A 24,988-nucleotide genomic window follows, 5' to 3' on the forward strand; every position below is an offset into this window, starting at 1 on the left:
GGAGGACATACATTGTATTCATTAGCTAAAGAACTAGCAGGAACCATGAAAGCTATTATGCAAATTGAAACCGAAATTGCTGAAGCTACGAATAATCACTACGATGAAGAAGTAGTGCGTGATTTAGAACAGAAAAGAACTGATCTGATAAGAGCTTGTACACGTGATGAGTTGCTGGTGATAAAAACAGTCATGAAAGTGGGACAATCGGAGAGAGGATATCGTCATTATTTCGATTCGAATGATGTTGAGATTATTTATCTCCCTGTTGAGTTAAACGAGCATGAGTTGATGAAGAAATATTCCTATTATCTTATACATAAGACTGAACGCGAACTTGCGGATAGCATTGAGTACTATACCGCTGTGTCGGAACAACTGAGAGAAGGTATGGAGATCTTAAAACTCTAAACTGTGATCTGTAAGTTCTAGGAGGCTTGTAAATGTTAATGAAAATTGTTGTATATCACTTTGATGTGTTCTACTATTACGTTCCCAATCAATATGCAGGAAAAATTGGCGAGTGGAGAGGAGAATTTATCGATTTTTTGCAGAGCTTAGAGTATAAGCACCCATTCACCCTGTATATCGAGTCTATTGATCATGAGGGAAATACGGAATATGCTCACTTTATTCGTAGTTACGGGGCGGATGATTTTGTGGACTGGATCAACGTGGAGAAATTAAATTGCAGAGGTGTATATCGTATTCCTGAACCACCTGATGATTCAGAAGTTGGATTAAATTTTGAGTTTTAAGTGATAAGAACCTACTCATAATTAAATTGATGATGCATATCGACAGTTAAATAAAAAGCTCCCCGCCACGTGCTGATTGCACGTAATGGGGAGCTTTTCTGTATAACTTCATCACATTAATGATTCATGTAATTAAGCTTTTTTCATCATTTGACGCAATACAGTTTGCAGGATACCGCCGTTATGGTAGTAATCCACATCAACCATGCTGTCCAGACGAGCGATAACAGGGAAGTCGAACTGTGTACCGTCTTCACGAGTTACGGTTACTTTCAACTCTTGTCCTGGCTTCACATCATTGCTGAGGCCAGTAATGTCATACGTTTCACGTCCGTTCAGACCAAGGCTGGACCAGCCGTGACCTTCCTGGAATTGCAATGGCATTACGCCCATGCCGACCAGGTTACTACGGTGAATACGCTCGAAGCTTTCTGCGATAACGGCTTTGACGCCGAGCAGGAATGTTCCTTTTGCCGCCCAGTCACGGGAGCTTCCTGTACCATACTCCTTACCAGCAATAACGATCAGGTTCTGTCCTTCATCCTGATACTTCATGGAAGCATCGTAGATGGACATTTCTTCGTCCGTTGGCAGGTACTTCGTGATACCGCCTTCTGTACCAGGAGCTACCTGGTTACGAATACGAATGTTGGCAAACGTACCACGCATCATCACTTCATGGTTACCACGACGTGAACCGTAGGAGTTGAAGTCTTTGCGCTCTACGCCATGTTCTTTCAGGTACAGTCCAGCCGGGCTGGATGGTGCAATATTACCTGCTGGCGAGATGTGATCCGTTGTTACGGAATCTGCAAGCAATGCCATAACACGCGCAGAACGGATATCTGCGATATCGTTCAACTTGTCGCCAAGCTCTTGGAAGAACGGAGGGTTCTGAATGTACGTGGAGTTCGGGTCCCACTCGTACAATTCACCTTCCGGTACAGAAATTGAATTCCAACGCTCATTGGCTGTAAATACATTCTCGTACTTGTTGCGGAACATCTGAGCGTTCAGGGAACTTGCGATGGTATCCTTGATTTCCTCGGAGGTAGGCCAGAGGTCTTTCAGGAATACAGGCTCATTGTTCGTATCATAACCGATTGGATCGGTTTCAAAGTCAATATTCACTGTACCCGCAAGTGCATATGCCACAACGAGTGGTGGTGATGCCAGGTAGTTGGCTTTAACCTGTGCATGCACACGGCCTTCGAAGTTACGGTTACCAGACAATACAGCCGCTACGGTCATATCGTTCTCAGCAATAGCTTCGCTCACTTCGTCCGGCAGTGGACCGGAGTTACCGATACATGTTGCACAACCGTAGCCCGCAACATTGAATCCGAGTTTGTCGAGATACGTGATCAGACCTGCTTTTTCCAGGTACTCGGTAACCACAAGGGAACCTGGTGTCAGACTGCTTTTCACATATCCTGGTTTGGTCAGGCCGCGTTCAACTGCTTTTTTCGCCAGTAGTCCCGCTCCAACCATAACACTTGGATTCGAAGTGTTCGTACAACTTGTGATCGCCGCGATCACAACAGCGCCTGCCTTCAGTTCACTGTTGGAACCGTCCGGATGCTTCACAGGTACGGATTGTTCGATTTTCTCATCGCTCAGACCGTAGCCGCCTTTATCTACAGGTGTGCGAATGATGCTGTTGAAGCTTTCTTTCATTTGTGTCAGCTCGATGCGATCCTGTGGACGTTTTGGTCCTGCAAGACTTGGTACAACAGAGCCGAGATCCAGTTCAATCACATCTGTGAATTCAGGATCAACGGTGCTTGAAGTACGGAACATGCCTTGAGCTTTGTAATAAGCTTCAACCAATTCTACCTGCTCGTCAGGACGGCCAGTGTTACGCAAATAGTTCAATGTTTCACTATCAACAGGGAAGAAACCGATCGTTGCGCCATATTCTGGTGCCATGTTGGCTACTGTTGCACGGTCAGCCAGACCGATGTTGGCAAGACCTGGTCCGTAGAACTCAACGAATTTACCAACAACGCCTTTTTTACGAAGCAATTGGGTAACGGTTAGTGCCAGATCCGTTGCTGTTGCGCCTTCGCTCAGGCTGCCTGTCAGTTTGAAACCGATAACGTCTGGTGTTACAAAATAAAGCGGTTGGCCCAGCATACCTGCTTCAGCCTCAATACCACCAACACCCCAACCAACAACACCAAGTCCGTTGATCATGGTGGTGTGGGAGTCTGTACCTACGAGGGAATCCGGGAATACAACGGTCTCGCCGTCCACGGTTTTGGTTGCTGCCACGGAAGCCAGATACTCCAGGTTAACCTGGTGAACGATCCCTGTGGATGGTGGAACTGCACGGAAGTTGTTGAATGCCGTTTGCGCCCAACGCAAGAAGCGGTAACGCTCTTCATTACGCTCAAACTCAACTTTGATATTGTAATCAAGTGCATCGTTGGTACCAAAAGCATCAACCATAACGGAGTGGTCGATAACGAGATCGACGGGTACGAGCGGGTTGATCTGTTTTGGATCGCCACCTGCTTTTTTCACAGTATCACGCATTGCAGCGAGGTCAACGACAACCGGTACACCGGTGAAATCCTGCAGAACGATACGTGCAGGGATGAATGGAATTTCCTTGTTATTGTCACGGCCATCTGCCCAGCCGGTCAGTTGTTTTACATGTTCTTCGGTGATAGCACGTCCGTCGAATTGACGAATTGCTGCTTCAAGCAACACTTTAATGGAGAAAGGGAGCCTGGAAAGATCGCCGTGGCCGTTTTCCTGAAGAGCATCGAGACTGTAGTAGCGGTAAGACTTGCCTCCAACCTCAAGACTGCGAGCGGCGGAGAAATGATTCTTTGCTGACATACATGTACCTCCTTGGGATGTGTCGGTGAGATGAAGAAAACGTTCATTTAGGTGAAGAACAGGCCTTCATCGTTCCGTGTTCTTGTTCGTTAGTTTCATCAGATGAAACGTAATTTCATAATCATAACTTTAGTTTTAAGTATACCGTTTTCACCTCCGTACGTAAAGGTCTTTTTGCCTGATCAAGCAAGCTTTTGGACCGATGAAGGCGTTTTCGTGAAGCGAGCAGGAATAAGATATCTCATGTACCTGTATTTGCCGAATTTTGGATCTCCCCCCTGAGCCGTGTACATACAACCGAAGCCCCTTTCATATGAATAGTAGGAGTTTATATATGCAATGAAATATTCCAGACAGAACTCATGCCAAAGGGGGACACAGGCTTGGAACGGGAATGGAAGAGTGCCTTATATACTTACGTGAACCAGTACAATCGCTGTGAGATCGACTACCGTCCACAGACCAGCGAACGGATCGTTACCGATCCTGACTTCGTGGTGGAACGGGGAGAGCGTATGGCAAGGCTGGACGAATGGTATCGTAAGCGGCGCGCCGTGCCTCTTCGCAGCGAGACCAGCGCCAAGCTTGTGCGCACGCTTATGGATGGCCAGGAAGAAGCGGTGGTGGATGTACAATTGTACAGCAGACTGTTCTACGAGAAGAGCGGGATCACCCACCGGGAGGACCGGATTGAGCGGGAGCGGTTAACCTTTCTGCGGCAGAGTGGTGGATGGACCATTGGGCGGGTCGAGCGAGAAGTGCCGGAGCGTCGCCCTGCTGGGGAAGGGCGTCCGTTTCAACAAGCTGATTTTGTACAGGCGATGAATCGGCCGCTGCTGAATCGGGAAGTGTTGGGTCAAGGAAGAAGCTCACGGCAACAGTCATATCGCAGAGATCTGGCGGTTGCCTATGCAGATCGATGGTGGAATGCGGGGAATCCGGCATTTGAGGAATTTGATGTGGATTGTACCAATTACGTGTCCCAATGTCTCTTTGCAGGGGGCGCACCCATCCACTATACTGGTAGAAGAGAAGCTGGCTGGTGGTATAAAGGGTATGTGAACGGCTCCGAAATGTGGAGTTACAGTTGGGCAGTTTCCAACAGTCTGGAGCGTTATTTGTCAGGCAGCAGCTGGGGTCTGACCGCGACAGAAGTGGAGCGTCCTGAGCAGCTGATGCTCGGCGATGTTATTCTCTACGATTGGGATGGAGATGGACGATTTCAGCACAGCACCGTTGTGACCGCGTTTGATGCGGGCGGTATGCCGCTTGTTAACGCACATACGGTTAGCAGCCGTCACCGCTTTTGGGATTACCGGGATTCTTACGCTTGGACGGAGCGGACGGTATACCGGCTTTTTCATATTGCAGATGAGTTTTGATGACGAAAGATTTTCGGGATGCGGTGACGCAGACATCCAGTTCCGTGTAAAATAAGACTAGATAATGCAAGCAGAATAACAAGGGTGCTGAGCATGCAAACATGACAGCATCAGGCACAGATAATCGGAGGGTACACATGAGTATGGATAAATTAAAAGTAGGCGTCGTGTACGGCGGAAAATCGGGCGAGCATGAGGTGTCGCTGCAAACGGCGTTTGCTGTAACAAACGCATTTGATTATGAAAAGTATGAACTGGTTCCTTTTTATATCTCCAAGCAGGGGACGTGGAAAAAAGGACCTGTCATGCATGCGCCGTTCGCGCAGATTGAAGATCTGAAGCTGGAGCAATCGGCGGGTGGAACGCAGGATGCGCTGAACGCCCTGTTTGGCCGTTTGTATGGCGGAGCAGAAGCGCTGGACGTGATGTTCCCTCTGCTGCATGGTACGTTTGGAGAGGATGGCACCATTCAGGGCATGTTTGAGATGGCGGATATGCCATATGTAGGTGCAGGTGTACTCGCTTCGGCTGGCGGCATGGACAAAGTGGTCATGAAAAAGCTGTTTGCACAGGCTGGCATTGACCAATGTGCCTTTACGTATTTTAACGCGACACAATGGAAGCAGACAGAGCACGAAATGATCGTACAGGTCGAAGACCAGCTGGGGTATCCTTGTTTTATCAAACCGGCGAATCTGGGCTCCAGTGTAGGCATCTCCAAAGCACGTAACCGCGATGAGCTGAAGACAGCTGTCGAGTTTGCACTTCGGTATGATACGAAGGTTGTCATTGAGGAGTTCGTTGAAGCCCGCGAAGTTGAGGTCAGCGTCCTCGGTAATGACGAACCCATGGCTTCCGTTCCAGGTGAGATCGTATCCTCCGGTGAGTATTATGACTATGCAGCCAAGTATATTGATGGTCAATCACAGATGCTGATTCCAGCTCCACTGGACCCAGAGGCCGCAGATCGCATTCGCGAGGCAGCTTTGCAGGCGTTCCGTGCGATTGAAGGTAACGGCATTTCACGTGCGGACTTCTTCATTCGGAAAAATGACGGCGCCTTGCTTATTAATGAAGTCAACACCATGCCTGGTTTCACACCATACAGCATGTATCCACTTCTTTGGCGTGAGACAGGTGTATCGTATGCCGAACTGCTGGATCGCATGATTGAGCTGGCACTGGAGCGTTACAACCGCAAGCAGGCACTGAATTACGAGAACGGCGTACAGGCGTAGCCTGCGACCACAAGATCAGGAGGGATATGCATGGGATTTCAGACTGAATTCAATTCCGTATGCAAGTTCAAGAATGAGCAGGAGCTGTTCGAACTGCTTGAATACGGACGCGGCAAAATGGTCAAACAGGGCTTCCGGGTATTTCCTACCGGCCAGAAAGTGATTGCATACACACCGGATAACGTGGCTGTAGCCATCGTCAAGATCGTGGTTTCCATTGCGGAGATCAACTTCCAGGGGCAAGAGGTAACTGAGGTGGAGATGCAACTCATCCGCAAATTGACTGAGGAAGAATCACGCATTCAGACTACCCTTGCAGATGAGATGTTCTTTGGGGAGCAAGCACAGGAGTAGTTGTTGACTGTAAGTGCGGGTCGGAAGGACGGATTTGCCAGAATACGATTATGGTCACTCTTTTAGGGTAAAACTTGGTTATATACAGTGACGGTACATCCTGACGGCTGAATATGCCGTGCAGGTTCTCCGCCCTAATAGAGAGGAAGAGATTCATGCTCGTACGCTTTGGTTACGTGGCAATGTCCGTGCTTATAGAGAACGCCTCGCCTTCCCGGACCATGACCATGTCGAGTTTTAACAAAATCGATGACAGGGAAGCAGCGATCCGCAAGCTCGAACGGATTGCAGCCGAGAACCTGCACAATACATTACGTTTGCTCAGGCACAACAAGGGTAGCCATATTCATGTTTATCGCTTCTCTTCCAAATTGATTCCACTGGCAACACACGAAGACCTGAATGACTGGGACCCGTTCCCGGCACTGAAGCAGGACTTTGCGGCCATTGGTGATTTTGTGAAGGAAAATCATATGCGTGTGTCCTTTCATCCGGATCATTTTACCGTACTTAGTACCCCCCGCGAGCAAGTTCTGCGCAACTCGATTCGCGACCTTCGTCATCATGTTCGGATGCTGGATGCCATGGGGCTGAATGCCACTGCCAAGAACAATATACATATTGGTGGTGCATACGGGGACAAGCCTTCGGCGGCGCTTCGTTTTGAAGAAAACTTTTTGAAGCTGGATCGGGACATTCAGGAGCGGCTCACACTCGAAAATGATGACAAAACGTTCAATGCGCCTGAGACACTTGCCGTGTGCCAGCGCTTGGGATTGCCCATGGTACTGGATATCCATCACCATTGGGTGAACAACGAAGGAGAACAGGCATGGGATCTGTGGCCTGATATTCTAAAGACCTGGCAGTCACCGCTTGCCCAGGCAGATTCACCGGCTGATCAGCCATTGCCACCCAAAATCCATGTCTCCAGTCCAAAGAGCGAGAAGGATCTGCGAGGTCATGCTGATGGTGTAGAGGTAGAGCCTGTGCTCGATTTCTTGCGTCATATCGCAGCAGACACCCCAAGACTTGACGTGATGATTGAGGCTAAACGCAAGGATGAGGCTCTTGTGCAACTGATGCAGAAGCTGGCATTCTATCACAAAGAGGGTGTGGAGTGGGTGGACGAGTCTACCGTCATCATTCATCCGTAGTGCCAAAAGGGGCCTGGGCAACGAGAAACTTTATGACCTGTGGGGCGTATACTTTTAACAAGTATTTCAACTTTTCGTAGATTGATATAGAAAGTAGAGTGAACGCTTTGAATGAGAAGGAAAAGACACCTTATGTCGTGACAAGCAAAAGCTATACTGCCGTTGCCATTAATGCAGCTTCCAAAGCTGGCGAATGGATCAAAAGCCGTCTTGGGACGGTAGCTGAACTTGGCACCAAATATTCACCCCAAGATCTGGTGACCGAAGTGGATAAAGGAGCGGAGCAGATGATCCGCCGCCTGATTCTCACGCATTTTCCCCACCATGCCATTCTGGGTGAAGAGGGCGTTGAACCGGGACAGGAAGCTTCGGCAAAAGCACTGAAAGAGGCTGAGGAAGAAGAGTTCCTGTGGATTGTTGATCCTGTGGATGGAACGACGAACTTTGTACACGGATTCCCGTTTTATTCGGTGTCCATCGCATTGGCTCACAATGGTGAAGTCATTGTCGGCGTGATCTACGACCCTTCCCGTGATGAAATGTTTGTTGCGGAAAAAGGGAAAGGAGCATATGTTCACGGAAACCGGATGCTTGTATCTGGTGAACAGGAACTGGCTCAGAGCCTGATTGCGGTTGGATTCCCGGCAGACACAACCTTTGCGTTGCCACTGAATATGGCCGCTGTGCAGGCGCTTGCTCCGCAAGTTCGTAACTTGCGTGCAGGTGGATCTGCCGCCCTCCATCTGGCGTATGTTGCCGCAGGACGTCTCAGCGCCTACACCGAAGTTGGATTGAAACCTTGGGATATTGCCGCAGGTGCGCTGCTGGTTGAAGAATCAGGTGGCAAGGTGACCGATACCATCGGAACGCCTTACCAACTGTCTGTAAACCATGTTGTTGCTAGCAATGGCAAAATCCATGATGCACTGACGGATGTACTGAAGGAAGCGAAGGCTACCGGCTTGGAATGAAATTCATTATAAGGAGCGAAAACAATGGATGAATCCAAAGAACTGGAACGACGGCTCAGTGATATGCTGACGGAAGGGGACATGGAAGAGTCCGGCGACACCGATCAGCGTGAACGCCAGCTGATTCCTCCCAAATATGAAGTGCGAATCCAGACAGAACGTGATCCAATTGTCGAGGAAACGTTAAAGTACCGGAAGATGGCACGTGAATTGGATGATCGTTATGATCGATATCTGGAGCGAGCTACCGGGAACAAACCGGAGAGCGACAAGGGTCATTCGATTGCTGAAGACTCGGATAAGCCGCAATCTTAATTAAACACTGAACGTTATAGCTGTGCTTCACCAATAACAGGCTCCCCTTTAGGGAGTCTGTTATTTCATGTGTGCTCTCAGCAGAGAGGACAACACCTACTTTAAAATGATAGAATAGAGTAACACCAACCTATGTCATTGGAATGACCAATGTACTATATATTAGTGTAAATTATTATAGATTTGCGAGAAGGAGTGTTACCTGAATGAAGCGTAAACGTATATGGGAAAATACAGCTGCCGGTTTAACGGTAAGCATGTTGGCAGGAATGCTGCTCTTTACATCATCTGCATTGCCTGCACACGCGGCTGACACCAAAACCGGTGTATTGCCAGCGGGTACAAACGAGACTTCGCTGACAGCGAAGAAAGATGCAGTAGCCGTAACTAAGGAGTTCCGCATCGTCACATTGGGAGATTCCATAACGGTAGGTTATGAGCCCAACACAAAAGAATTGCCTTATGGTTATGTAGAACGTTTGCATGAGCAAGGTTTGCTGCATGGACGTACACAGGTGGACAACTACGGGATTGCCGGATTGAAAACCAGTGGCCTGAAAAACTTCACTACTGCAATTAAGGATGGCAAAACGCTGACTTCTGAAGCCATTCAACCAAGTCTTCCTGATCCAAGAGCGGGACAGATCGGAGCCAATACTGCTGCAATTCGTGAGAGTGTAGCACAGGCCAATCTGGTTGCAATTACCATTGGGGGAAATGATGTATCTGAGCTTCTCGGTACAGCAGACAAACTGAGTGATCAGGATCTGCAAGCGAAGGTAAAAGAATTACTCGCAACATATACAGCCAACGTTAGTGCAACGATTAATGATATCCATGAAATTAATCCGACAGCTACAATTGTCATCGCCGACCAGTATCAACCGATGCCAGAAGTAGCAGGCAAGGCACTTTATGCCAAACTGATGGAGGCATCTCAAGGTTTCACACAGACCATTGATGGCATTGCAGCACAATTCACTGCTCAGGGTACCGATGTCAAAGTCGCACACGTGGCCAAGGAGTTTGTTGGTGGTGAAGGCACGATGACACATATGATCAAAGATCGTGATTTCCACCCGAACCAATTTGGATATGCGGCCATTGCCGAAGTATTTGCCAAAACGATCTGGAGCGACTACACCAAGCTGACTACACCTGCGACAGGTGAGCCGATGAACATTATTGTGAGTGGCAAAACATTAAATACACCGTACAAACCGATTATCCGTAACGGCAAAAACTTTGTGGCGATTCAAGACATCGTAAACGCTGTCGGGGCTACTACGGTGTGGGATAACAAAACTTCAACCGCAACCATTACATATGGAGACCGGAAAGTTGCTGTGAAGATTGGTGCCAATGCTGTGAAGGTAAATGGAGCATCGGTTACTGTGGATACACCTGCATTCCTGAATAAGGTAGGCAAAGAGTCCAAAACATATGTACCACTTGCCATGGTGGCTGAAGGTCTTGGCTTTGATGTGCAGTATGTAGCGAAGCTGAAAACTGTTTTTGTTAACCCGTAAATTGTATTTCATACTTTAACATGATGTTATTCAACAGCCAGAATACCTTGATCTGTTCAAGGTATTCTGGCTGTTTTGTGTTCTTTTTGAGTTGCTGACACAGATGTATACCTTCTCTAATGACCTAAAATGTTGCATAAATATATCTTGTCAGATGACCAATGGATGTGTAAATATGAAAATAACTTACAATAAAACCACTAATGCATAGTATGACAGGCACCCCTCGCAAGCCAAAGGAGCGCTTAGGATGAACAAAATTAAGAACGCTTTCACAACACTGCCGATTCATCACAAAACGATTCTTCTCATCGGACTTTTGATGTTGATCAGCTTTACGTTTTATGCGTCCGTACTCCGATATGTGTTCAGCATCTATGACCGCCAGATTTATGAGAAATCCTCGCAGGTCCTCAATATGTCTTCGGTAGGTATTGAGAATCAACTTCGTGAAATTTCTAATCTCTCCTTCAAGGTGATGTCGGACGAGCCGCTTCAGCAATATCTGCTCCAACTAAAAAAGGCCGAAACGGGTTACGAGAAAAATGGATTGCGTAAAAAAATTACCAACAGGTTAGTCGCATATGCCGGTTCCGAAAAATACGTCTATTCCATGTTATTTATCGATAATGATAATAACGTTATGGCTGCAGGCAATCGAGAGGGAATTTCGGAGTCGAAGCAAAAGGAACTGGTTGCACTGGGACAGCAATACTCGGGCTCCAATGCCTGGCATACCAGTGGGGATAAACAGTCCCGACTCTTGTCGGTCCGACAGGTGAAATCCTTTATTGGCGGAGCATTTACATTGGAGGACCTCGGCACACTGATCATCCGCGTCCGGCTGGACCGAATTGTACAGGACCAGATGCAAGAACCGGCTGAGGACTCCCAATTACTCATTACGGATGGAAAAGAAGTGATCTATCCAACAGAATCGTCGGTTAGTGAAGCCGAGATTGAGTCTGAACTGAAGCGCACCCAGCCCTATGGAATTGCCATGTTGGAACAGGGGAGACACTTTGTAGCTCGTGCTCATTCTTCCTATACGGATTGGACCTATTTGTACACAACCCCGTTTGACCAGATGTTTAAAAAGATCCAGTTTGTCAAACAGTTGGTCACGGTGATCTTCATCATGATCTTTCTGGCGGCGCTTATCATTGGAGCGAGATTCTCTCGCAGTATTACCCATCCGATTGCACAGTTGATCAAAAAGATGCGTAATATCGAAAAAGGTGATCTGGATAAGCTGGAGGAGGCAGCCCTTGGCAATGTTCCGATATCTCCACAGAATGAGGTTGGACTGTTGCATCGCACATTCAAGATGATGCTTCAACGGATACGTGAATTGATTGATGAGAATTATGCGAAGCAACTGGTGATTCGTGAGACAGAGTTGAAAGCGCTTCAGGCGCAGATTAATCCACATTTTCTATACAACACGTTGGAATCGATTAACTGGCTGGCTAAAGTACAGAAGCAACGACAGATCTCGGAAATGGTTGAGGCCCTCGGATTTCTGCTGCGTAGCTCTGTGAACATGTCCGAGAAGTGGATTACGCTGGAAAGAGAGCTGGACATTGTCCGCAGTTACGTGACGATTCAGCGCACGCGTTTTGAGGAAAGACTGGATTTCGACATGGAAATTGCCCCGGAGGTAGGAACGGCACGGATACCGAAGTTAACATTACAGCCGTTGGTGGAGAACGCGATACATTATGCACTCGAACCAAGCATTGACCCTTGCCGGATTCGTATCCGGGCGAGAGCAGATGGAGATAAGGTGATTATTGAAGTTGAGGACGACGGTCCGGGGATGACACCGGAATTCCTGGAACAGCTACACGAAGGACGTATTCAGACAAGAGGACAGGGCATTGGGTTATCTAACATCCAGGAACGAATCAGACTGACCTTCGGTGATGAAGGTGGAATGGTGATGAGCAGCAAGCCCGGATCAGGAACTGTAGTATCGATCAGCATACCTTGGATCAGAGAGGACGATGACGATGTACAAAGTGATGCTCGTAGATGATGAACGTGTCATTCTGGAGGGGATTTCCCAAGTGGTCGATTGGGCCGCGGCAGGTACGGAATTGGTGGGTACAGCGAGGAACGGGATCGAAGCATTGGACAAAATTGGGCAGTCGAGACCGGATATTATCATTACGGATATTTCCATGCCGGGTCTGGATGGTCTCGGACTCATAGAGAAGGCATCTGAAGCATACCCGGGAGTACGTTTCATTATGTTATCCGGCTACAAGGAGTTCGAATATGCTCGCAGAGCGATGCAATATGGTGTGAAGCATTATTTGCTCAAACCCTGCAACGAGAATCAGATCCATGATGCATTAACTGAACTGTTGCAGGAACATCAGGATGCCCAGGTGAAGGAGCATGTTGCAGGTGAGATGAAACAGCGATTGCAGCGTGTCCTTCCACATGTGAAGGAGCAATTTCTGCTGGAGTTCATGACCAACCGCACCTATGGGCCGGTTGATCTGGAGTATTATCAGGAGCTGTTTGATCTGGAGCTTGAAGAGAACGCAGTTCGGTTACTGCTGTTCCGAATTGTAGATGAACATGATTACAGTCACTTATTTGCGATCAAAAACATTGCCAGTGACCTGCTCCCATATGTCCTGTTAAGCACAACCATTGAAGGCAAACTCCTCATTCTGCTCGCGGATTCAGCTGATCCAGCCGGACTGAAAGAAAGTATTGAAGAGGTTAGGGCTGCATTCACCAGACTATATAAATTGGAAGTGACCGCTGCGCTGAGTGAAGCAGATCGAATGATTCAGTCGCGGCGGTTGTTTCGTGAGGCGTTGCAGTATCTGAACCATCGCTTTTTTATCGGTGAAGGCAAGCTGATTACGAAGAATGATCTGGTACTGGCCGGAGAATGCGACGGATTGCATGTAGAACAGGATGCCGAGCAACTGTGTCAGTTGATCAAATCGGGCAATACCGAGGAAACAGCGGTAGAGGTGGAGCGTCTGTTTGATCTATTATCACGTCAGCAGCTGGAAATCGAGGTGACTCGCTCTTATGTAGTGCAGCTCTACTCGGCGATGGTGCATGTCTGTCCACCTGAGGAGGCAACGGAATTCACCCAGCGTATGGCAGAACTGCCGCATATCGATACGTTATCTGGTTTGAAGTCTTTTGTTGCAAGCAGTACAGCCCGATTAACTTCAGGGTATTACAAAAACCATATCAGCCGCCAGTCTTCAGCCGTGGAGAAGATGATGGATATTGTGGATCGTCATTTTGGAGAGGCAGATCTCTCGCTCAATGGAGTAGCTCATCAGATGCTCTATATGAATCCAGATTACCTGGGCAAGATTTTCAAAAAAGTCACAGGAGAGAATTTCTCCAACTACGTGAATCGCCTGCGCATTGAACGCGCATGTGACCATATTCGCAGAGGCGGAGATGTGAAAGTATTTGAGCTTGCTGAATTGTTCGGATTTGGCGGGAATTCACAATATTTCAGTCAGGTGTTCAAAAAGTGGACTGGTATGACACCTACGGAATTCCGCAGAATCGGCATATAACAATGGACTGCCAATCATGTGATTCATGTCTGGGGAGGACGAACAGCGCCGAGAGGGGGACTGTTGTCCTCCTCTGTTTTTTGAACCAACAAGACGGTTTTGTGTATTCAACTATGGTCGTACATTTGCGAAAATGACATTAACAAGTTTGTGAAAGCGTTATCAGAAACGAGAAGATAACTCTTTCATACAACCATATCAACATAAAAGGGGAGATTGGCATGGTGAAAAAGGCAATATTCCTGATGATGGCTGCTTTGCTCGTGTTTACAGCGGCATGTAGCTCAGGTGGAGGAACTGAAGGAGCATCTGGAGATGACTCAGTTACCCTGCGGATCGCTTGGTGGGGCTCGGATGCAAGGCATGAATATACACAGAAGGTCATCGACCTGTACAAATCGAAAAACCCGAATGTCAAAATCGACGTGGAATATGCTTCATTTGATGACTACTGGAAAAAGCTCGCACCACAAGCAGCTGCAAATCAGTTGCCTGACATCGTTCAGATGGATATTTCCTACATCAGCCAATATGCACAGAATGGTCAGCTTGAGGATCTAGCGCCTTATCTGGGCAACCAGATCAAAGTGGACGATGTGTCCGAGAATGTTATCAGCACAGGTGTAATTAACGGTAAACAATACGGTGTACCTGCCGGTGTTAACGTTTTGGGCTTCCAATATGATCCGGCTTTGCTTAAAAAAGCAGGCGTGGATGCAATCCCTGACAACATGACTTGGGAATCGTACGAAGCACTGGGTAAACAAACCGCGGATAAAGGTCTGTATTTGGATGGAGGGATAGCTCCGGATATTTTCTTCCACTACTTCCTGCGTACCAAAGGATTGTCGCTTTATAATGCGGAAGGAACAGGTCTTGGTTATGATGATGATCAATTGTTTGTGGAGTTCTTCGGACTCATGCGCCGCATGATCGAGCAAGGTGCAGCACCTACGCCGGATGTAGCTAACCAAACCAAAGGCATTATTGAGGAATCGGATCTCGTGAAGGAAAAAGGAATTGGCGTATGGCAATGGTCCAACCAGTTCGTAGCCTTGCAACAGGTAGCGAACCGTCCACTCGAAATCGCTCCAATGCCAGGACCAGATATGGAAAAAGGACTATATATGCAACCAAGTATGTATTGGGGTGTAACGTCCAACTCCAAAGTGAAGGAAGAAGCAGCTAAATTCATTGATTTCTGGGTGAATGACGTGGAAGCCAACAAACTGATCAAAGGTGAGCGCGGTGTGCCAATTTCAGGAGCAATCAAAGAAGCTATCGCACCTGAGCTGAGTGACGCAACAAAACAGGTCTTTGAATTCGTAGCAGCCATGGAGCCTAAGGCTTCACCAATGAGTTCTCCGCCACCGGTTGGTTCACCTGAAGTAATCTCTTCCCTGGCAGATGTGGTTGAAGAGTTGAACTTTGGCAAAATTACACCTGAACAAGCAGCAGAGACATTCCGCAAGAACGCCGAATCTGTACTTGCGAACAATAAATAACAGTTGAATGATGGCTTGCTCGTCCCACTTCAGGGATGGTCGGGAATGGGGCTACTCGCAAATGCGAGGGCCTTTCCCCGTCCAGATGACCGAAGCCAGGATGAGGGAGCAAGCTGATCCATGAAGGAGGTTCGTTCCATTGAGGCAGTATTCGTCGTTACGTAGAAACTTAACTGGATATGCGTTCATAAGCCCGTTTATTATTGGATTCCTGGGCTTCACACTCATCCCCATGTTTGTGTCCTTATATATGTCGTTCACGAGTTATAACTTGTTCACTTCTCCACGGTGGATTGGGCTTGATAACTACACCAAAATGTTTTTTGATGACCCGAAATATTGGAACTCGGTCAAAGTGACGTTTCTGTATGTATTCATTGGGGTACCGTTAAGGTTGATCTTTGCCCTCTTCGTAGCGATGGTCCTAAACACTGGCTCTCGTATGATTGGAACGTACCGGACGCTGTATTACCTGCCATCCATTATCGGTGGTAGTGTGGCCGTATCCATTATGTGGCGTAACCTCTTCAGTAATGAGGGTGTTATCAACAGTGCTCTAACGGCAATCGGGATCGGGCCTATAAGCTGGTTTGGTGACCCTAATGCGTCCCTGGTTATGCTCATCTCACTGTCTGTGTGGCAGTTTGGTTCGTCCATGCTGATCTTCCTGGCTGGTCTCAAAAATATCCCTACTGAGATGTACGAGGCAGCAGGTGTGGATGGCGCGAACCCTATACGGAAATTTTTCAGCATTACCTTGCCACTGCTTAGCCCGATCGTCCTGTTCAATATGATTATGCAGACGATTGGAGCATTCATGACGTTTGTACCTGCCTATATAATCTCCAAAGGCGAAGGTGGTCCAATGGACGGTACGATGCTGTACTCTCTGTATCTGTTCCGTCAGGCGTTTATGTTTAACAACATGGGTTATGCTTCGGCAATGGCCTGGATCATGCTCATCATGATCGGTATACTCACGGTAGCTGTGTTCCTGACATCCAAGTACTGGGTGTTCTACGAATCTGAAGGAGGGAAGTAACGATGGTTTGGAGAAATGTGAAATGGCCCATTTATCACCTGTTCGTTGCAGCTCTTGCCCTCCTAATGTTGTATCCCGTACTTTGGATGCTCTTCAGTTCATTCAAGGAAAGCCGTACGATATTCGTCACAGCGGATACCCTGTTTCCTGCGGAGTGGATCTGGAGCAACTATGTAGATGGCTGGAAAGGCACAGCGGGAAGACCGTTCATGGATTACATCACGAACTCACTTGTAATCGTAGTGATATCTACCATCGGTGCTGTGATATCGTCATCGCTGATCGCTTTTGGTTTTGCCAGACTTAACTTCAAGGGACGTACATTCTGGTTCTCCTTGATGATGTTAACGCTGATGCTGCCACATGACGTGGTATTGGTTCCTCAGTACATCATTTTCACGAAGCTCGGCTGGTTGAACACTATCTTGCCAATCGTTGTACCTACATTCTTCGGAATGCCATTCTTCATCTTCCTGATGGTACAGTTCATTCGAACGATTCCGAAGGAGCTGGATGAGGCTGCAACCATCGATGGGTGTAACAAGTTCAGACTGTATATCCAGATTATTATGCCGCTGATCAAGTCTTCTCTGGCGACTGCAGCCATCTTCTCCTTCTACTGGAGATGGGAGGATCTGCTTGGTCCGGTATTGTACCTGAACTCGCCTGATAAATACACCGTGTCGATGGCGCTGAAAATGTTCCTCGATAGCGAATCTGCTTCCAACTGGGGCGCAATGTTCGCCATGTCCATCGTCAGTCTGGTTCCGGTTGTAGCTGTGTTCTTCATCTTCCAAAAACAAATTGTTCAAGGGATGAGCACCAGCGGATTGAAAGGATAAGCCAGATTTCTGTGTCTTCGTATCTTCGCCCGAATGAACGTTTACGAAAGTTAACCAAGGAGGTTATCGCTTTTGAATAAAGCTCAGGGTAGTCAGGCCGTTGCCATGGAGGCAGCGGCAGAGGGCCAGGTAGTGTCCGTGACCAGCTGGAAGTTTAACTTTGGACCGGACTTGGGAAGAGCAGATGAGACAGGGGATTATCTGAAAGTAACTGCAACAACCGCATATGAGGAACACGGAGGGTATGGATTCGAGGCAGGATCTCTGGTGTATGAGAAACAACGCATTCGTGATGACGATGTATCGGATCCCACGAAACAACATCATAACAATCCGGGGCAGACAACCATGTCTGCCCGATTGCGTTCAGGCTTCTGTATTCCGCTCAAAGCATCGTTCATCGTGGATGTTCCCGACGGAACCTACCAAGTATTACTTGTTGCAGGGGATGAATTGGCTGAGACAGTGACACGCGTGAAAGCTGGTGAAGGCAGGCTTGTACTGCCAACCATTCGCACACTTCCCGGACAATACGCAGAGGTTAGGTTCTCGGTTGTTGTTCGCGGCGGCAGACTTCGTCTGTTATTTTCCGGTCCTGCACCTAGAATTAATGCTTTGGAGGTTACTCTTGCGAATCAGACCATGACCGTATTTCTTGCTGGGGATTCAACTGTAACGGATCAGCCGGAAAGTGGATATCCATATTGTGGTTGGGGCCAGCTGTTGCCTGCACAGTTCAAACATGATGTTGCAGTGGATAATCACGCCCATTCAGGGCGAAGTTCCCGTAGCTTTATTAATGAAGGCAGATTAAGCGCCATTCTGGAGCGAATCAAGCCTGAAGATTTTCTGTTTATTCAATTTGGACATAACGATGAGAAGCCGGACCCTGAACGTGGGACGGACCCATTCACAACATATAAGGAATATTTGAAAAAGTATATCGATGCTGCACGCGAAGCCAAGGCTCGTCCGGTGCTCATCACCCCGGTGCATCGTCGCTATTTTGCGGATGATGGCACATTGACCGATACGCACGGCGATTATATCATCGCTGTGCGTGAGCTGGCGGAAGAGGAAGATGTTCCGCTGATCGATCTGGCTGAGCGCAGCCGTCTTCTGTTCGAGCAGGCGGGCGTTGAAGGAACTAAGGACGACTTTATGTGGGTACTGCCAGGCGAGTATGTGAACTTCCCCTCAGGGGTTGAGGATAACACGCATTTTCAGGAACGAGGCGCCCGCCGCCTTGCCCAGCAGGTGGCAAAAGCCATCCGCGAGTTGCAATTGCAACCGCTACAGATGTATCTGCGGTAGGTTCATGCCCTTAATAATTAAGCGAGTTAATTAAATAGCGAGCTAGCAAAAGTTGCCCAGCGAATAGCGAAGGCAATAAACTTTTAAAAAACAGCGAGCGTAGCAGCGGAGGAGGGCGGAATCGGGTAGAGGGAGCGAAGCGTCCGCCTTTGGAGCGGGATTTCCCCTGCTGAGGGGGAATTGAATAGAAATCCCGAGCCAACAGCGGCCCACAGCCTGATCCGCCCTTCGAAGCGACTGCCCCGCGAGCTATTCAGGGTTTAAAAGCTGTAGCGAGTTAAACGAAGTAACGAGCCAGCAAAAGTTGCCCAGCGAATAGCGTAGGCAATAAACTTTTAAAAAACAGGCGAGCGTAGCAGCGGAGGAGGGCGGAATCGGGTAGAGGGAGCGAAGCGTCCGCCTTTGGAGCGGGATTTCCCCTGCTGAGGGGGAATGAATAGAAATCCCGAGCCAACAGCGGCCTGTAGCCCGATCCGTCCGCCGAAGCGGCTGCCCCGCGAGCCCTCGGGTTTTAAGAGTTGCCCCCGCGAATGAGCCGAAGAAATCCCGAGCCAACAGCGGCCCACAGCCCGATCCGTCCGCCAAAGCGGCTGCCCCGCGAGCCCACGCATTTTTAACCTATATTGCACTCGCAAAAAAAAGGAGGAGGTATTTCAATGACACCTGACCAGACAGAATCAGGCACATCTGCCCGTAAGAATGTTACAGCAGCTACAGGTCACACCTACTGGGTCATTCCGGATGGTTACATTCCCCCGGAGAGCCGGGGCACATTGGAGAGTCATGAGAGCATCTGTGTACTGAACACCAGTGCCACGGATGTGGATCTGCATATCACGATTTATTTTGAAGACAGAGAACCACTCGAGGGTATTGTCGCCGAAGTGCCAGCGAGAAGGACGAAGCACATTCGCACTGCATCGCTACGATCCGGGGAGCAGTCTATTCCGCCGGGCGTGCCTTATGCGATTACCGTTTCGAGCAATATCCCCGTTATCGTCCAGTACAGTCGTTTGGACACGACCCAGCCTGAATTGGCTTTGATGAGTGTCATGGCGTATCCATTAGGATAACTTCCCCAATCGACCGCATAGCTGGAGATGGTAAGAAGCCCCGTAACCTTGCATCCAATGCAGGTAAGGGGCTTCTATTTTTTCGTTTTATTCACTGTATTTATACGTGCTCGCATTCAGGATATCCACGTGAACCTCCACTTTTCCAAGCTTAAAACGTTGGAGTGGGTCCGCCCGGTTGTAGACTTCCTGTTTCCATAAGGGAAGGTTGTGGCGATATAAGTGTTCCACAAGACCATAGGAATCAATCATGCGTGACTTGGTTTTTTCGAACGTATCTCGGATTTGGGATTCGATCTGTTTCTCCGCTTCTTGTTCCATGGCATGAGGCGTACGCGGGGCTCCATGGTCCTCAATGATGGCACTTTTAACCGTAGTCGCCAGATCAAATGTTACGCCATCACCTTGCTTCCTCGCCGTGATTCTCGTCTTAGGATGATGAAGCATCAAAGTTAAGTCAGGAATTTTCCCACCATTCGCATATACATATAGTGGGTACTGATGTACACGCTCATAATTTACGTATCGTGTACCATCTGCGTCTGCTCCTGCAACTCTACCCTGACTTGTGCCTTTGGATATCACATAAAATCCATCCATTCTAACAAGGGGGGGCGTTTTATCGCCGTTGAACCAAGTCTCGTTCCTCGTTGACACCGAGGGTAAAAGAACGACAGAAGCGGGTTCCCGTAGTCCATCGAGTAGCTGATGGAGCCGGATAGGTTCGTAAGCGGAATGCTGTTTGTATAGTCTCATAGGCTCAAATAATTCAATGGTCTGGGCGGATTGGTTCAACAATGCAGAGGGAGAGAGTATATCCGGAATGTTATGCTCTGTAGCGTAGATCCAGGGAGTATATCTCAATTGGCCTGAATGAAGAAGTGTATTAAAGATATCCTCCAGTCGACCATCCAAGGCTCTTTTGGATAGAACAATAGCTTTCACATGAGTCCAGAGCGTTAGCTGCTGTGACGTTTCATACAAGTCGTTAATAGCCATGTTCAGTGTTGTACCCTCGCCCCGTCCAGTCCAGATATCCCTTGTCTCCCGGGAAGTTGGTGTTTCCTGTTTTGCAATACTGGAGAAGTCAATCAGTTGGGCATACGCAATATACTGGTTATCTACATAATCAATTCCTATCGCCGTAATGAAGTTTATACTTTGCACCTCTTTGGAATCCCAGCACCCGGTTAGCAGGATTAAGCAGCTTATAAGAAGGCCGCTTATGGATACCCATCGTTTCACGGACGTTTCCTCCGACGGGTAGAATCCTGTGTATGAAGTGCTTCTGGGCGCTTGGTTCTTTTCATGGAAGGTGGCATGGATACGGCCTGAGTGAAGTCTCCGGGAATGTAGGGAGATATAGGTGACAGATAGGATACGCCATAACACTCCAACGATACGAGGTGCACCAACAGGGCCAATAGTCCGATCATAAAACCGAATAACCCAAGAATGGAAGAGATGAGTAACATCCCGATCCGAACATGGGCAGTAGCCCCGCTTAACACAGTATTCACGAGAATATAACTAGAGATGACCGAGATCGCAACCGTGACAATAATCGTAGGGGACGTAATCCCCGCTCTAATGGCAGCATCCCCAATAATAAGCCCGCCGACAACGCTGACCGTTTGCCCCAACGCACGTGGCAACCTACGCCCTGCTTCGTTGAATAGCTCGAACATAAAAATCATCAGGAACGCTTCCAACGTCACCGGCATGGGCAGGCCCATTCGAGTGCCAGCAATCGTTGCCAGAAGAGGCAGGGGAATCTGTTCCACATTGAAGCTGGTCAGGCCAATATAAAAACCTGGGAAGAAACAGGCGATCAGCAGTCCTGAAATACGTAATATCCGTTCAAAAGTAACGATAAAAAAAGGTGTACTTTCGTCCTCCGGAGATTTCAACTGATTGAAAAGTGTAGTTGGTGCGATGACCGCTACAGGAGAACCTTCGATCAAAACGGCAAAACGACCGTTTAACAGGGAATCAACGACAAAATCAGGACGCTCGGTATTATCTGTAAGTGGAAAGATACTCCGAATCCCTCCCATGACAGCTCGTTCCATGATTGAGGTGCCCAGGATGCCGTCAATCTCAATCTGATCCAGATTGTGCCGAGCTTCTTTCAGAATGTCTGGATTGATAATATCTTTTACATATAGAAGTCCAATGGCCGTCTGGGTACGACCGCCTTTGACATATTTCTCATAACACATCGAAGATGTTTTCATTCGTTTGCGTATAAGGGCCACGTTGGTAGTGAGTTCTTCGGTGAATCCATCGCGCGGGCCTTTAACTGATGTTTCAATGGCTGATTCTTCTGGACTGCGTCCCGGGATATCAGCGATATCCACACTGCAGGACTGCACACCATTACCGAAAATGATCACTAGTTGTCCACTAAATATCAACATATTGAGCTTGTTAGTATCTGTGAGGTCATCCAACGGGTTCAAGGTTAATCCCAGTTCTTTAGGGTGTGATTCCTCAATGATCAGGGAGTGCTGTTCCAGACGGGGAATAATAAATTGGTTAATTTGTTTACCGTCGACGAGACCGTCGCAATAGAGCAAAATTACGGGCTGATCAGATTCGTGTTTAACAGGAAAGGTCTGAATAACGACATCTGCACATGGATTGAACTGCTCTTTCAAAGAGGCAAGCAGTGTCTCATGGGACGTGGTGTCAATCGCTTGATGCTCCATGATGTTTCCTCCTCTGATGGCGTGAATGGATAAAGGCAACCGTCGTTGCGATAATCGCAAGTCCGCTCAGATATACGAGATTGAACGGAAATATGTATTCGACCAGAAGCTTTTCGAAGGTCATATCATCCAGAGGATACAACATGATTAGAATAAAGAAGACACCTAACGAGATACAACTGATAAGCCTTCTGGTAGAGCTCTTAATATTCCATATTTCTACTACAATATACATGGCGAGACTAATCCGGGTGAACGAGCCTGCGAGCCACTGGTAGATGGAAAAGAAGTCAGTCTGGGCGATGTATTTGCCCAAGGAGGCGATTCGCCATTCTTCGAAGGCGGGATATCGCATTTTGGCAGCCTCAAAAGGATCGAATTCCACAATCGCCCCGATGAGTGGGCCGACTGTTAGTCCCACAAGAATGAGTGCGAGCATCAGATACTGCCATACACGTATACGTTTGGTGAGATGAGGCTGGATATACCAGATGAACAGCAGTTCAAACATGCCTGCAAGACTGTAAATCATGCCATTCAGCACTGGATGCCAGCCATGTTCTAATACAGGCAGGAGACGACTGTAATCCTTGTATTGAGTGTTCACAATGGCAACATAGAAGCCCAGCAGTACCACCAGTGGAAGGATCAATCCTGCCGTAAATGCCAGTGAGCGGATGCCTTTATATGCCCCATAGGCGCAGAGAGACATGAGGGCAATACTGGTTACCAGAATTGGCGTTTCTGTCAGGTAATTTGTTTTGGCCCAAGTTGTGGTATCGTGCAGGGTGAAATAGATTGCGCTCAGAAAAAAGAGACTGTTACCCACTCGAAAGAACAGGCCGATAGGCTTGCCGAGACGGGATGTTAACCATTCATGCAGGGTCTGATGCTGGAGGAAACGAGAGACATAGGCGAGCATTAGCGCAAATATCAGAAATGGTCCGGCTGATAACAGGACGGAAATCCAAGAATCCCTTTTGGCCGCAGCCAAAAGGGCAGGAATAATCAGAACATGGCTGATCAAGCCAACGGACAACATGATCAACATCATAGCTTGTAAAAAAGAAGGTTGTGTTCGTTTCATGCTGAGGGGTCCCCTTTTCCCAATAGACTGTCCTCAGCAGTGTTAACGTGATTGGAGCGCTTCATACCGTCAGTCGAAATAACGAATACCCATGGCTTCTCTTACCTCTAACATCGTTTCCCGGGCCGCTTTCCGATCAAAATGCGGGGTTTGGGGAGGATGGGAGCGTATAACTCGTTGAACCAGCGAACCAACTTCCGCGCTGTCTCAATATGGGGAATCATGCTTTTATCCCACTGACCAGCTTATGTTTGCGACCGCTCATATTGGTGCCAAGCACACCGGCGATAATCAACAATGCACCAATATAGTGATAGCTACCCACTGGTTCATGTAATATCCATGCACCTCCTACGATGGAGATGAGCGTGGACAGATTGCTGAATACACTCATTTGCGAAGCCTCCAGATGAGTAAGGGCATAGCTCGCAAGCAGGGTAGAGATCATGGTGGAGAGAATTGCCAGATAAGCGAGTGCACCCAGATAGGATGTATCTCCAAGCGGTTTGATATAGTCCATCATGGAGCCGTTGGACGCATGTCGGATCAGGGAAGCGGCGTTAAATACAATACAGCCAACCATCAGTGTGACCCAGGTTAATTCCATTGGTTTATACTTCTGGGTTAATGGTCTTGCAAGCACACCATATCCTGCAAAACAGACCGTGGAGAGTAGCAATAATGCAATACCCTTCAGGTTACTCATAGATACGCCGCTTCCTTGCATCATGAAAATAAAGACCACTCCAGCAACAGATAGAAGCAGGAATAGCTTCTGCATCGTGGATGTACGTTCCTTCAGGAAAACTGAAGCGAGAACGAGTGTGAATACAGGGGCCATGGCCTGAATAATTCCGGCTTCCGATGAGTTGGAAGAGACAAGTCCAAAGGCTTGAAAGGCAAAAAATAAGACGGGAGATAAAAACCCCAGTGGAATGATTCGCCACAGATCACGAAGGCTCAGTCGGATTTTGATCCAGCCAAAAATGACAGGAATGCTGACAACGATCAACGACAGGGCGAATCGGTGGGCAAGCACATCGATTGGATGTGCAACCGTGACGGTCATTTTAACAAATAAAAAAGATAGACCGATAATAGCTGCGTACAATATAGCTGCGATATAAGCGTATCCCCGAGTGTGTGTTGTGTTCATGAATTCTCCTCCAATACAGTAGTCATAGCTTTTTATCTTTCATTATCCTGAATTATGTCAGGTTCGAGGCATGTGCTGGCCTTATTCAATATACTGCCAGGTGCATCGTGCTACAATAGATAAAAGGTTAAACTGTATCGG

21 protein-coding genes are annotated in these 24,988 nt (G+C 47.9%); 16 read left to right on the forward strand and 5 right to left on the reverse strand.

Annotated features, from left to right (window positions below; translation table 11 throughout):
- Positions 1-12: 12 nt before the first annotated feature.
- Together MHH92_RS03470 and MHH92_RS03475 are read left to right on the forward strand one after the other, a co-directional pair.
- Entirely contained in the window at positions 13-411 is a 399-nt protein-coding gene (locus tag MHH92_RS03470) for a hypothetical protein (protein WP_340901956.1), read from the forward strand.
- A gap of 32 nt (positions 412-443) precedes the next feature.
- The gene (locus MHH92_RS03475; protein ID WP_047841416.1) at positions 444-758 is read left to right on the forward strand and encodes a hypothetical protein; all 315 of its coding nucleotides are present in this window, start codon (positions 444-446) and stop codon (positions 756-758) included.
- Positions 759-890: 132 nt separating this feature from the next.
- Here the strand turns inward: MHH92_RS03475 and acnA are convergent, their stop codons facing one another.
- Positions 891-3,605, reverse strand: a complete 2,715-nt coding sequence (gene acnA, locus MHH92_RS03480; protein ID WP_076216727.1) for an aconitate hydratase AcnA — start codon at positions 3,603-3,605, stop codon at positions 891-893.
- A 362-nt stretch (positions 3,606-3,967) separates the two neighbouring features.
- On the opposite strand from acnA, the gene MHH92_RS03485 reads away from it, so the two are divergent.
- From MHH92_RS03485 to MHH92_RS03550, 14 genes are all read left to right on the forward strand, one after another.
- Positions 3,968-4,987, forward strand: a complete 1,020-nt coding sequence (locus tag MHH92_RS03485; RefSeq protein ID WP_340901962.1) for an amidase domain-containing protein — start codon at positions 3,968-3,970, stop codon at positions 4,985-4,987.
- 137 nt (positions 4,988-5,124) lie between these two features.
- Entirely contained in the window at positions 5,125-6,225 is a 1,101-nt protein-coding gene (locus MHH92_RS03490) for a D-alanine--D-alanine ligase (RefSeq protein WP_036614110.1), read from the forward strand.
- A 30-nt stretch (positions 6,226-6,255) separates the two neighbouring features.
- Positions 6,256-6,579: a hypothetical protein gene (locus tag MHH92_RS03495; RefSeq protein ID WP_340901965.1), complete on the forward strand. Its 324-nt coding sequence runs from the start codon at positions 6,256-6,258 to the stop codon at positions 6,577-6,579.
- Positions 6,580-6,734: 155 nt separating this feature from the next.
- Positions 6,735-7,736, forward strand: a complete 1,002-nt coding sequence (gene uvsE / locus MHH92_RS03500; protein WP_340901967.1) for a UV DNA damage repair endonuclease UvsE — start codon at positions 6,735-6,737, stop codon at positions 7,734-7,736.
- Positions 7,737-7,843: 107 nt separating this feature from the next.
- Positions 7,844-8,707, forward strand: a complete 864-nt coding sequence (locus MHH92_RS03505) for an inositol monophosphatase family protein (protein WP_445744661.1) — start codon at positions 7,844-7,846, stop codon at positions 8,705-8,707.
- Between the two features lie 24 nt (positions 8,708-8,731).
- The gene (locus MHH92_RS03510) at positions 8,732-9,022 is read left to right on the forward strand and encodes a hypothetical protein (RefSeq protein ID WP_340901971.1); all 291 of its coding nucleotides are present in this window, start codon (positions 8,732-8,734) and stop codon (positions 9,020-9,022) included.
- Positions 9,023-9,228: 206 nt separating this feature from the next.
- Positions 9,229-10,551, forward strand: coding sequence for a stalk domain-containing protein (locus MHH92_RS03515; RefSeq protein ID WP_340901972.1), 1,323 nt, complete (start codon positions 9,229-9,231; stop codon positions 10,549-10,551).
- A 250-nt stretch (positions 10,552-10,801) separates the two neighbouring features.
- Entirely contained in the window at positions 10,802-12,589 is a 1,788-nt protein-coding gene (locus MHH92_RS03520) for a sensor histidine kinase (RefSeq protein ID WP_339189917.1), read from the forward strand.
- On the forward strand, positions 12,564-14,117 hold the full coding sequence (locus MHH92_RS03525) for a response regulator transcription factor (protein ID WP_340901975.1): 1,554 nt from the start codon (positions 12,564-12,566) through the stop codon (positions 14,115-14,117). The genes MHH92_RS03520 and MHH92_RS03525 overlap by 26 nt, the downstream gene beginning before the upstream one ends.
- Before the next feature lie 221 nt (positions 14,118-14,338).
- Positions 14,339-15,622, forward strand: a complete 1,284-nt coding sequence (locus MHH92_RS03530; protein ID WP_036614095.1) for an ABC transporter substrate-binding protein — start codon at positions 14,339-14,341, stop codon at positions 15,620-15,622.
- 139 nt (positions 15,623-15,761) lie between these two features.
- The gene (locus tag MHH92_RS03535; protein ID WP_047841423.1) at positions 15,762-16,664 is read left to right on the forward strand and encodes a carbohydrate ABC transporter permease; all 903 of its coding nucleotides are present in this window, start codon (positions 15,762-15,764) and stop codon (positions 16,662-16,664) included.
- Positions 16,665-16,666: 2 nt separating this feature from the next.
- Complete coding sequence (locus MHH92_RS03540; RefSeq protein WP_017690747.1) at positions 16,667-17,506, forward strand: carbohydrate ABC transporter permease; 840 nt, start codon at positions 16,667-16,669, stop codon at positions 17,504-17,506.
- A gap of 105 nt (positions 17,507-17,611) precedes the next feature.
- Positions 17,612-18,820 carry a rhamnogalacturonan acetylesterase gene (locus MHH92_RS03545; protein WP_445744697.1) on the forward strand — a complete coding sequence of 403 codons (1,209 nt, stop codon included), beginning with the start codon at positions 17,612-17,614 and terminating at the stop codon, positions 18,818-18,820.
- A gap of 656 nt (positions 18,821-19,476) precedes the next feature.
- A complete protein-coding gene (locus MHH92_RS03550; protein WP_340901980.1) occupies positions 19,477-19,893 on the forward strand; it encodes a sensory rhodopsin transducer in 417 nt (138 codons plus the stop codon).
- 87 nt (positions 19,894-19,980) lie between these two features.
- Here the strand turns inward: MHH92_RS03550 and MHH92_RS03555 are convergent, their stop codons facing one another.
- The 4 genes from MHH92_RS03555 to MHH92_RS03570 all read right to left on the reverse strand — a co-directional run bounded on the left by MHH92_RS03555 (position 19,981) and on the right by MHH92_RS03570 (position 24,847).
- Positions 19,981-21,138 carry a Ger(x)C family spore germination protein gene (locus tag MHH92_RS03555; protein ID WP_340901982.1) on the reverse strand — a complete coding sequence of 386 codons (1,158 nt, stop codon included), beginning with the start codon at positions 21,136-21,138 and terminating at the stop codon, positions 19,981-19,983.
- Positions 21,135-22,604, reverse strand: coding sequence for a spore germination protein (locus MHH92_RS03560; RefSeq protein ID WP_340901983.1), 1,470 nt, complete (start codon positions 22,602-22,604; stop codon positions 21,135-21,137). The genes MHH92_RS03555 and MHH92_RS03560 overlap by 4 nt, the downstream gene beginning before the upstream one ends.
- Positions 22,585-23,691: a GerAB/ArcD/ProY family transporter gene (locus MHH92_RS03565; protein ID WP_340901984.1), complete on the reverse strand. Its 1,107-nt coding sequence runs from the start codon at positions 23,689-23,691 to the stop codon at positions 22,585-22,587. The genes MHH92_RS03560 and MHH92_RS03565 overlap by 20 nt, the downstream gene beginning before the upstream one ends.
- Before the next feature lie 220 nt (positions 23,692-23,911).
- Entirely contained in the window at positions 23,912-24,847 is a 936-nt protein-coding gene (locus tag MHH92_RS03570; RefSeq protein WP_340901985.1) for a DMT family transporter, read from the reverse strand.
- Between the last annotated feature and the right edge of the window lie 141 nt (positions 24,848-24,988).

Origin of the sequence: Paenibacillus sp. FSL M7-1414 (assembly GCF_038003195.1) — a bacterium.
GTDB lineage: Bacteria > Bacillota > Bacilli > Paenibacillales > Paenibacillaceae > Paenibacillus > Paenibacillus amylolyticus.